Annotated in this window: 6 protein-coding genes and 2 rRNA genes; 5 read left to right on the top strand and 3 right to left on the bottom strand. The window is 71.6% G+C overall.

Features of this window, described 5'->3' with window-relative positions; translation table 11 throughout:
* A 23S ribosomal RNA gene (locus HHX37_RS19065) occupies positions 1 to 86 on the top strand; the annotation flags it as partial.
* 87 nt (positions 87 to 173) lie between these two features.
* Positions 174 to 290, top strand: a 5S ribosomal RNA gene (gene rrf / locus HHX37_RS19060).
* Between the two features lie 615 nt (positions 291 to 905).
* Here the strand turns inward: rrf and HHX37_RS19055 are convergent.
* Positions 906 to 1,490, bottom strand: coding sequence for a hypothetical protein (locus HHX37_RS19055; protein ID WP_182886277.1), 585 nt, complete (start codon positions 1,488 to 1,490; stop codon positions 906 to 908).
* Between the two features lie 894 nt (positions 1,491 to 2,384).
* Here HHX37_RS19055 and HHX37_RS19050 point away from each other — a divergent pair.
* A complete protein-coding gene (locus HHX37_RS19050) occupies positions 2,385 to 3,566 on the top strand; it encodes a hypothetical protein (RefSeq protein WP_310740440.1) in 1,182 nt (393 codons plus the stop codon).
* 69 nt (positions 3,567 to 3,635) lie between these two features.
* On the opposite strand, the gene HHX37_RS19045 is transcribed toward HHX37_RS19050, so the two are convergent.
* Both HHX37_RS19045 and HHX37_RS19035 read right to left on the bottom strand, forming a co-directional pair.
* Entirely contained in the window at positions 3,636 to 4,562 is a 927-nt protein-coding gene (locus HHX37_RS19045; RefSeq protein ID WP_310740439.1) for an MBL fold metallo-hydrolase, read from the bottom strand.
* Between the two features lie 631 nt (positions 4,563 to 5,193).
* Positions 5,194 to 6,420, bottom strand: a complete 1,227-nt coding sequence (locus tag HHX37_RS19035; RefSeq protein WP_259406541.1) for a DUF1015 domain-containing protein — start codon at positions 6,418 to 6,420, stop codon at positions 5,194 to 5,196.
* 174 nt (positions 6,421 to 6,594) lie between these two features.
* Between HHX37_RS19035 and HHX37_RS19030 the strand changes: the two genes are divergently transcribed.
* Both HHX37_RS19030 and HHX37_RS19025 read left to right on the top strand, forming a co-directional pair.
* Positions 6,595 to 6,933 (top strand): tetratricopeptide repeat protein, encoded by a 339-nt coding sequence (locus HHX37_RS19030; RefSeq protein WP_225311584.1) that lies wholly within the window; start codon positions 6,595 to 6,597, stop codon positions 6,931 to 6,933.
* A 2-nt stretch (positions 6,934 to 6,935) separates the two neighbouring features.
* Positions 6,936 to 7,949 carry an HAD-IIA family hydrolase gene (locus HHX37_RS19025; RefSeq protein WP_182886238.1) on the top strand — a complete coding sequence of 338 codons (1,014 nt, stop codon included), beginning with the start codon at positions 6,936 to 6,938 and terminating at the stop codon, positions 7,947 to 7,949.
* Positions 7,950 to 8,013 lie beyond the last annotated feature (64 nt).

Raw genomic sequence — 8,013 nt, 5'->3', positions numbered from 1 at the left:
TATAGACGATGGGGTTGATAGGCCGGAAGTGGAAGCGTAGTAATGCGTGGAGCTGACCGGTACTAATAGGCCGAGGACTTGACCATATTATGCTCGCGTTCACTATGTGATCTCAGAGACAGCAACCAGTATCACGCCGTAAAGGTGTGGTGTGGTTGTGTGTTTCATGGGGTTACGGCGGTTATAGCGGTGGGGAAACACCCGGTTACATTCCGAACCCGGAAGTTAAGCCTACCAGCGCCGATGGTACTGCACCGGGGACGGTGTGGGAGAGTAGGACGCCGCCGGACAATCTTTTTGAGGGGGGTCATCCCGTTTGGGATGACCCCCCTTTTTTTGGTTTCCCGAACTTGAGTCCTCGGCGGCGGAGGTCTCACCGGAGGAGGAAAGCTCCTGTCGGGGCTCATGCGGTGGTACCGGCGCGCTAGGCTGGCAGGTGCCGGGCCACCCACCACGCGGTGGCCTTCGTCGCGTAGAACGAGAACCGAAGGCTGCGGCGGACGCGGTCTCAGTGGAGTCGCGACAGACATGACGTCTTCCCTGGAACTCCTCGGGTACAGGACGAAGCCCCAGAAGTCAGTCAGGACACAAGGGAAGACAGGAGCCCTGCGGCCGGCGAACCGGACGCGGTGAGCAAGCAACAGAGGACAGAAGTGAACAGAGAAGACGGGCGCGACGGCGCGGGCCGTGGCGGAGACAACCGCGAAGAGAACAGAGACCGGGCGGAGCGCACCGGAGGTTTCCGCGGCGACAGGGGAAGCGGAGGCTTCGGTGGCCGCTCCGCGGAGCGGCGAGAAGGCTTCCGTAACGACCGCAACGACCGCAACGACCGTGAGGACCGCGGGGGTCGCACCGAGCGGACTGACCGCGGAGAGCGCGGTGACCGCGGCGAGCGCCCGTTCCGTTCAGACAGGCAGGGTTACCGCCCCCAGGGCAGGCCGTCCGGTGGGCGGTTCGAGTCGCGTGGCCGGGATGACCGGGCCGGTGGTTCCTACGGCGACCGCGACAGGAGCAGCGGTTATCGCGGCCGCGACGACAGGAACGATCGCGACCGTCGCCCCTTCGGTGCCGGCGACAGTGCGGGCGGCCGTGGCGGGGACCGCGGTGGCTACCGCGACCGCGATGGGGGCCGTGACTTCGGCCGCGGCCGCGCAGAGCAGGGCGGAGAGGGCACCCGCCGGACCGAGGGCGTCGAGGGGCGCCAGGGCGGCCGTACCTACCAGGACCGGGACTCCTTCCGCACGGACAGGCCGAGGCGCTCGTACGGCGATCGTGACGACGCCCGAGGCGGATATGGCGCCAGGGAGCGTGACGAACGGGGCGGCCGGCCGTTCCGCTCCGATGACCGTGGCAGCAGGCCGTACGGAGAACGCCGTCCCGACCGCCGTGAGGGCGGCGGTTATCAGGACCGTCCGCAGCGTCAAGGCGGCGGTTATCAGGACCGTCCGCAGCGCCAGGGTGGCGGTTACCAGGACCGGCCGCAGCGTCAAGGCGGCGCTTATCAGGACCGTCCGCAGCGTCAGGGCGGCGGCTTCGGGGGACGCTACGGCTTCCGCGACCGTGACTCCTCAGAGAACCGGGACAACCGTGGAGGCCGGCCGTTCGCACCTCGCAGTGATCGCGACGAGCGCGGCGGATACGATGCCCGGCCGCCGCGCCGTTCCGACGACCGCGACCACGGCCGGCAGGAAGGTCGCCAGGAGAGCCGTCCGGGAGGCCGCGAGGACAGGGGCGCGGGCGGCTACCAGCGGCCGGACAGCCCCCGGCGTCCCTACGGAGATGATCGTCCGCGACGTCCGTACGGCGAGGACCGGCCTCGGCGCTCTTTCGGCGACCGGGACCGGGGCGATGCCGGTGGCCAGGACAGGCCCAGGCGTCCGTACGAGAGCCGGCAGGAGGGTGGCGACGGTCCCCGGTACCGCGACCGCGACTCCTTCGGTAGCCGGCCGCCGCGCCGTCCGGCGGAGGACCGGAACGCGGGATCCTTCAGGGACCGCGACGACAGGCGCTCCGGCCGTGACCGTGAGGAGGGCGGACGGACGTTCCGCGGACGCGGGCCGGGCTCCGGCTCTGGCTCCTTCTCCGGCTCCGGCGATCGGGCGCGGCCTCCGTTCCGAGGTGAGCGGAGTGGTCCCCGCCCCTTCAGCAGGGACCGCGACGAGTCGCGGCCGTCCGGCGGCGACCGGGGCGAGGCCCGGCCGTTCAGCAGGGACGGCCGGGACGACCGGGGCGGCAGCCGCACTCGGTACGGCCGGCCGGACGACGCGAGGGAGAACACGCCGCGTGAGCAGCTGCCCGCGCTGGACCCGGACATCACGCCTGACGAACTCGACCGGGAGGCGCGTGCGGAGCTCGGCTCACTGCCGAACGACCTCGCTGACCTCGTGGCCAGTCACCTCGTCGCGGCCGCCCGCGCGCTGAGCGCGGAGGACCCCGAGAAGGCGTACGAGCACGCCAAGGTGGCCCGGCGGTTCGCGGGCAGGATCGGGGTGGTCCGCGAGGCGACGGGGATCGCCGCCTACCACGCGGGGCAGTACGCCGAGGCACTCGGCGACCTGCGCGCCGCCCGCCGGATGACCGGCTCCGACGAATATCTGCCGATCATGGCTGACTGCGAACGAGGTCTCGGGCGGCCGGAACGGGCGCTCGACCTGGTCCGCTCCAGTGAGGCCGAACGGCTGGACCGCGCGGGCAGGATCGAGCTCGCGATCGTGGAGTCGGGAGCGCGCCGCGACCTCGGCCAGCACGACGCGGCCGTGATCACCTTGCAGCGTGTTCCCGAGTTGCGCGACCCCCAGCCGAAGCCGTGGTCGGCGCGGCTGGCCTTCGCCTACGCCGACGCCCTCGCGGAGGCCGGGCACGAGCAGGCGGCCACCGACTGGTTCGCCCGCGCGATGGGCTTCGACGAGGACGGCGAGACCGACGCGGCCGAGCGGTACGCGGAGCTGACCGGAGGACTCATCGAGGACCTGGAGGAGGACTACGACGAGTCCGACGAGTCCGACGAGTCCGACTCCGAGTCCGGCTCCGGCGAGTACGGCGGTCTCCCCGAGGACGAGGAGATCCGGGAGGCGGTCAAGGACGAGGACGACGAGGCGAGTCTTCCGGAGAACCTCGCCGACGAGGACGTTCCGGCCGACGACCTCGTCGCGGACGACTCGGAGAAGAGCGGCTCGGAGAAGGGCGACCTCGCGGAGCAGGATCTCGCGGCGGACGACACCGTGAAGAGCGAGGGCGTGAAGAGCGAGATCGTGGAGAGCGACGTCCCGGGTGACGACCGGCCAGGCGCCGATCTCTCCGGCGACGGTTCTCCCTCCGCGCCGGGAACGACCGCTGTGCCGGGGACGACCACTGCGGCGGATGGGACGGCCACAGGGGCGGCCACAGCCGCCGGCGAGGCGGCCGTACCACCGGCCGGGCAGGGGCAGGGCGGCGCCGAGCCGGGCGAGCGGTCCGTGAAGGAGAACAGGGGCGAGGTCTCTGCCTTCGGCCCCGCCTTCATCGAGCCCGACTTCGGGGACGTGCTCGACGACCGGGAGGACTCCGAGGAGCACGGCAAGCGCTGATCGTCCGTACGACGGGCGTCGTCGCCGGGGTATGGCCCGGGCGGTGGCGCCCGTCGTACGCGTGGACGCTCATCGCGCGGGGCGGTCCAGCCAGTGGATGATTCCCGCCACGTTCGAGGCCGCCTCACTCAGCAGTTCGAACCGTTCCGCGGTGGCGTCGTCGGCGCGCAGCGCGGCGTACCGCTCGCGTGTCCGGTCACGCACCATCGCCACGGCGTGATCGAACTCCATGCCGTCGGCGTGGGCACGCCTGGTGAGATCCACCCAGACACGCAGTTCCTCCGCGGACCTCTCCAGAATCGACGGAACGTCATTTACGGGGCCGTAGTGACTGAACAGCAGTCGCTGCGGCGTGAGAGCAGAGAACAACGCGATCGAGTCGAGCGCGACATCCAGGTCGAAATCCGGCGGCGGCGTGGCGGGCCGCAGGTCTCCGGTCTCGGGCAGGTAGACGCCCGCCGCGTCGCCCACGTAGAGGTCGCCGGTGAGCGAGTCCAGCAGGCCCACGTGGTGTTTGGCGTGGCCGGGAGAGTAGTGGCTGGCCAGGGTGCGGCCACCGCCGAGGTCGATCGTTCCGGTGTCGCCCAGCGCCCTGATGCGTGCCGCGTCGGTGGGCGTCAGGGCGCCGAACAACACGTCGAGCTTGTCGCCCCACACCATCTTCGCGCTCGCCATCAGCCGGGACGGATCGGCGAGGTGGCGGGCCCCCTTCTCGTGTACGACGATCTCGGCCGAGGGATAGTAGGCCGCGATGTCCCCCACCCCGCCGGCGTGGTCGAGGTGGATGTGCGTCACGACGACGGTCGCGAGGTCGTCCGGCCCGACGCCGAGGGAGGACAGCGCGTCCCGCACCACGGGAGCCGAGGTCGAGGTCCCCGTCTCGACCAGGCAGGGCCGGTCGCCGAGAATCAGGTAACCCGCCGTGATGCCCGAATAACCGGCCATCCGGGTGTCGATTTCGTACACCTCGCCGCCGAGCGGAGTGACGTTGTCCACAGCTACCCCCGGAACTAGAACCGATATTCACAGAACGACGTTCAGGTCCTCGTGGGCCCAGCCTAATCTCGCACAGTGATCCCTGACAGAGAGGAGATCACATGCACCGCAACGAGGTGGTGCTGGCCGGGCGGCTGTCCATGGAGCCGGCGCACCGCGAACTGCCGAGCGGGACCCTGCTGACCCAGTGGCGGCTTGCGGTTCGCAGGCCGGGCGGCGGGCCGGGCTACCAGCGCTCCGACGCGATCGAATGCGCGACGTTCGACGACGGGGTGCGGGACTCGGTGGTCGGCTGGCGACTCGATGATCTGGTCGAGGTGGAGGGCGCCCTGCGTCGCCGCTGGTGGCGTGGCGGCAGCCGCTACGAGATCGAGGTCCGTACGGCGCGCCGCCTCCAGCCGGCGCCTCCGCGGAACAGGTCCCGTTGGGCGGGTCCCGCGCGGCGGCCGGGTTTCGGGATCCCGGCGCAGGTATCGAATCGGCTGCCGCCGGTGCCGGAGCCGGGCCCGATGGTCCAGGCGCGGGAGCCGAGCGTGACAGTCGCGGTGCGGCCTGACCCGGTCGCCGGGCCTCGGGGTCCGACCGCTGGGACCGGGAGCGTCCGGCCCCGAGCCGGCCGACGGCGACGGGGTCAGTCGGCGGCGAAGGTCCGCATGACCAGCCCCGTCCGGGGCTTGGGACCGAACGAGGTCGACTTACGTGGCACGCGTTCGCCCTGCGCCGCGACCGTGAGCACGTCGTCGGTGGCCAGCGGATTGAGCAGCACCGCCGTGCCGCCGAGGCGACGGGCCTTCTCCACGGCGGCGAGCGGGTCGTGGTGCACGACCATCACCGACTGCTCGCTGTCGTTGATCCCCCACACCTTCGGCAGGAGGAACATCGTGAGCACCGAGGTGTCGAGCGCCCGCCACCGCGCGGACCGCTCGGCCGGCATGGCGTGCTCGACCTGCAGCGGGTCCGGGTCTGTCAGCAGATGGGCGGGGCCCTCGCCGGCGAGCACGAAGGCGGGCCCGGTCGCCCTGGCGAGCCCCGCGAGGGCGTCCTCGACGGAGGCGAACTCGTGAACCTGCCACGCGCCCTTGGCCCGTGCGGCCGCCTCCTGCAGAGGCAGCCCGGGAACCACCCGGTGGATGGCCCGCAGATCGGGCGGATACACCGTGGAGTCGACCAGGTAGGCCAGGCCGTAGTCCCAGGGACCGGGCCCGAGGTGATCCTTCCGCAGGGCCTCGTACGTCGCGTAACGGTGGTGGCCGTCGGCGATCAGCGCCTGGCGCTCGCGCAGGTCCTCGGCGACGGCCTCGATCTCGTTCGGGTCGGTCACCGCCCACAGACGGTGGTGCACGCCCTCGCGGGTCCGGACGTCCATCGACGGGAAGCGCTGGGTCGCCACGTCGTCGACCAGCCGGGAGGCGGTGCCGCCACCCTCGTACAGCAGGAAGATCGGCTCCAGGTTGGCCTGGGTCGCCCGCATCAGCGCGAGGCGGTCGGCGACCGGCTCGGGCAGCACGTTCTCGTGCGGGAGGATGGCGGGCGACCCGACGCCCACCGCGCCGATCAGGCCCCGCTGCAGGAAGCCGACGCCGCTCTGCTCGTACACGTACAAGCCGGGCGGGGTGTCCACCGTCAGCACTCCGTCGGCCAGCCAGGCGGTCAGTGCCGCACTCGCCTCGCCGTAGTGGCTGACTCCGGGAAGGATCAGCCGCACCACGTTGTTCGGATGACGACCGAGCAGTTCCCGCAGTTCCTCAGGGGAGATGAGATCGTACGGAGGCGAGGTGACGGCGGCCAGGTCGTCCACCGCGTAACGGACGCCGTGGAACGGACGCAGCACCAGTCCCGCCCGTTCAGAACTCTCCATACCGGGCATGTTGCCATAAGGCCCGGACTCCTCGACGCTGCGGTGCCCGGTTCATACGAAACGGAGTGCAGGAAGGCTTACCCGATGATCGAAGGACGAAACGAGTCCTATGCTTCTTCCAATGATCCGGGCGGTGCGCCTTCAGGCGGCGTCTACGAGTGGTTCAGGCGTGGCATGAAACTGCTCGAGGAGGGGAGCCCGGCCGCCGCGGCGGCCATCCTGGAGCACGCCGCCCAGGCCGAGCCCGGCTCGCGCAGCATCCGCGAGGCGCTCGCCAGGGCCCAGTTCAACTCCCGCCGGTACGACGAGGCCGCCGGAAGCTTCCGCTGGATCGTCGACGCCAACCCGACGGAGGACTACGCCTACTTCGGTCTCGGCATGGCGCTGTGGCGCAGCGGCGACATCGAGGCGGCGCAGGAGCCGCTCGCGATGGCGGTCGCGATGCGGCCTCTGCGGCACTACGTCTCGGCGCTCAAGCAGGTCCGGGCGACGCTGCGGGCGAGGCGGGCGTGACGATGACCACCTCTTCCCCCACGTCCGGCGTGCTCGTCGACGACTACGACACGCTCCTGCTCGATCTCGACGGCGTCGTCTATCTCGGCAGGCACGCGGTCCCCGGTGCGCCGGAGGCGCTGCGCGAGGCCCGGGACCTCGGCGTACGGCTCGCGTACGTGACGAACAACGCGTCGCGTACGCCCGGCGCGATCGCCCAGCACCTGAGTCACCTGGGCGCTCCCGCCACCGCGGAGGACGTCGTGACGTCCGCGCAGGCGGCCGCCCGGCTGGTGGCGGAGCACGTGCCGGCGGGCGCGGCCGTCCTGGTGGTCGGCGGAATGGGACTGCGGATGGCGCTGCGTGAGCATGGGCTGCGCCCGGTGACGACGGCCCTCGACGAGCCCGCCGCCGTGGTGCAGGGCTTCGCCGACAACCTGTCCTACGGGTTGCTGGCGGAGGGAGCGCTCGCCGTCGGCCGTGGCGCCTGGTTCGTCGCGGCCAACAGGGACACCACCATGCCCACGGACCGGGGCAAGCTTCCCGGCAACGGCTCGCTGAGCCGCGTGATCGCCACCGCCACGGGCGTCGAACCCGCCGTGGCGGGCAAGCCGGAGCCGCCGCTGCACCGCGAGTCCATGATCCGGACCCGGGCACAGCGGCCGCTCGTCGTGGGCGACCGCCTCGACACCGACATCGAGGGCGCGAACCGGGCCGGCGTCGACAGCCTGCTCGTGCTCACCGGCGTCGCCGGTCCTCTCGACGTGCTCACCGCCGCGCCCCACCACCGTCCGACGCACATCGCCGCCGACCTATCGGGGCTGCACCGGCCCGCGACCGGCGTGCGGCGCGGGACGACCGGGTGGACCTGCGGCGGCTGGACGGCCGCGTGGGAGGACGGGAGGCTCGCGCTCACCGGGGAGGGCGACTCCGTCGACGGCCTGCGGGCGGCGTGCGCCGCCACGTGGGAGGCGGTGGGCGACGGCCAGGCGGACGAGGACGCGGTGAAGGGGGCGCTGACGGCACTCGGCCGGTGACTTCGGAAGCGTCCGTCCGAGACCGCTGAGCGGGCACGACCGCGTTCCGGACGGCGCCGCCGGG

The organism is Microbispora sp. H10885, assembly GCF_014161415.1.
GTDB classification, from domain to species: domain Bacteria; phylum Actinomycetota; class Actinomycetes; order Streptosporangiales; family Streptosporangiaceae; genus Microbispora; species Microbispora triticiradicis.
This window is presented reverse-complemented; position numbering and strand designations above follow the sequence as displayed.

Coding starts and splice junctions, on each gene's coding strand:
- HHX37_RS19025 (WP_182886238.1), top strand. CDS start 6,936: ATGACCACCTCTTCCCCCACGTCCGGCGTGCTCGTCGACGACTACGAC.
- HHX37_RS19035 (WP_259406541.1), bottom strand. CDS start 6,420: ATGGAGAGTTCTGAACGGGCGGGACTGGTGCTGCGTCCGTTCCACGGC.
- HHX37_RS19030 (WP_225311584.1), top strand. CDS start 6,595: ATGAAACTGCTCGAGGAGGGGAGCCCGGCCGCCGCGGCGGCCATCCTG.